At 37.7% G+C, this 1,381-nt stretch carries 1 protein-coding gene; it reads right to left on the bottom strand.

The genetic code is table 11. The features are described 5' to 3' along the window. Positions 1–34: 34 nt before the first annotated feature. A protein-coding gene (locus JI667_RS21280; RefSeq protein ID WP_206858447.1) for an IS3 family transposase occupies positions 35–1,381 on the bottom strand; the annotation gives its coding sequence in 2 pieces (ribosomal slippage) (positions 35–927 and positions 927–1,381; 1,348 coding nt annotated over the 2 pieces). This gene is flagged as partial in the annotation.

The raw sequence follows: 1,381 nt of genomic DNA, 5'->3' as shown, positions 1-1,381 counted from the left end.
TTGCACTGGCCCCATAATATTGGACACTTTATTTCTAAGCAGCTAATTCAGTACTTACTCGATAAGCTACTGGACTTTTTCGTTTTAACCTTGATTTGATTCTCAGATGATTGTAGTAATACATGTATTCTTTCAGTTCTTTTTTAAAGTGCTCGATACTATCAAATTCTTGTAAGTAAAGGAATTCAGACTTCATTATCCCAAAAAAGTTCTCCATGACCGAGTTGTCGTAACAGTTTCCTTTACGAGACATACTTTGGGTGATGTTGTGTTTTTTCAGTGTCCTTCGGTACTGAGCCATTTGATAATGCCATCCTTGATCTGAATGAATTAAGAGCTCATCGCCTTTATTTACATGTTTTAATCCTTGTTCTAACATCGTCTCGACCAAGTCATATGTTGGCCTGGATTGGATCGTATAAGTAATAATCTCTCCGTTAAATAAGTCTAGAATGGGGGACAGATAGAGTTTTTGACCGAACAGTTTGAACTCAGTAATGTCTGTGACCCATTTTTGGTTGGGTTTATCGGCTCTAAATTGGCGATTTAGGATGTTGGGAGCCACTTTTCCAACTTTCCCTTTGTAGGATTTATATTTTTTCATTCGCACAATGCATTTAAGGCCCAATTCTCTCATGATCCGAAGAACTTTCTTTTTGTTTATATCGTGACCTTTTTCTTGAAGAACGTCTGTAATACGACGGTACCCAAGACGTCCTGAGTGTCTATGGTAGATGAAATTAATTCTTCTTTTCCATTTACGATCAGGATCTGGTTGGTCTAATTTTTTTGTTATGTGATAGTAAGTACTTTTAGGAAGCTTAGCTACTTTTATCATTCTAGTCACCGGGAATTCCTTCCTTAGTTCAAATACTACTTTCGCTTTGATTTCGTTGGTGATGGTTCTTCCTGAACTAAGGTGTTTAGCTTTTTTAAATATGCATTCTCCATACGTAGGTATTCAAGTTCTTTTTTCATATCTTCCATCGTTTGGTTAGAAGAGCTATCTTTGATCTTCTTATTCTTATGGTTAGATGTCATTGTAGAAGGCCTCATTTCTGATGATCCGAAGGCATCTTCTCCAGCTCTTTCCCACTTTTCCACCCACCTGCGCACCATACAGGGGTCGGGGATATGAAATATAGCTGATGCCTCTCGAATGGAGTAATTCTTCTCCCTAATAAATTGAATTACCCTCAGTTTAAAGGCAGATGGATAGTTTGTATAGGGAAAGATAAAGGCTTGATCACCATGGTGACGAACTAACATTACCCAATAACGCAGAACAGATTCATCCACCCCCACCTGATTGGCGAGCTCTCGATAACTTATGAGTTCATTTAAATAACGTTTAGCAACTTGTAGTTTAGTTTCTTGAGTA

Source organism: Bacillus sp. NTK074B (assembly GCF_017303375.1).
Lineage (GTDB): Bacteria > Bacillota > Bacilli > Bacillales > Bacillaceae_B > Rossellomorea.
The sequence above is the reverse complement of the archived record's forward strand: the minus strand, read 5'-3'. Positions and strand labels throughout refer to the sequence as shown.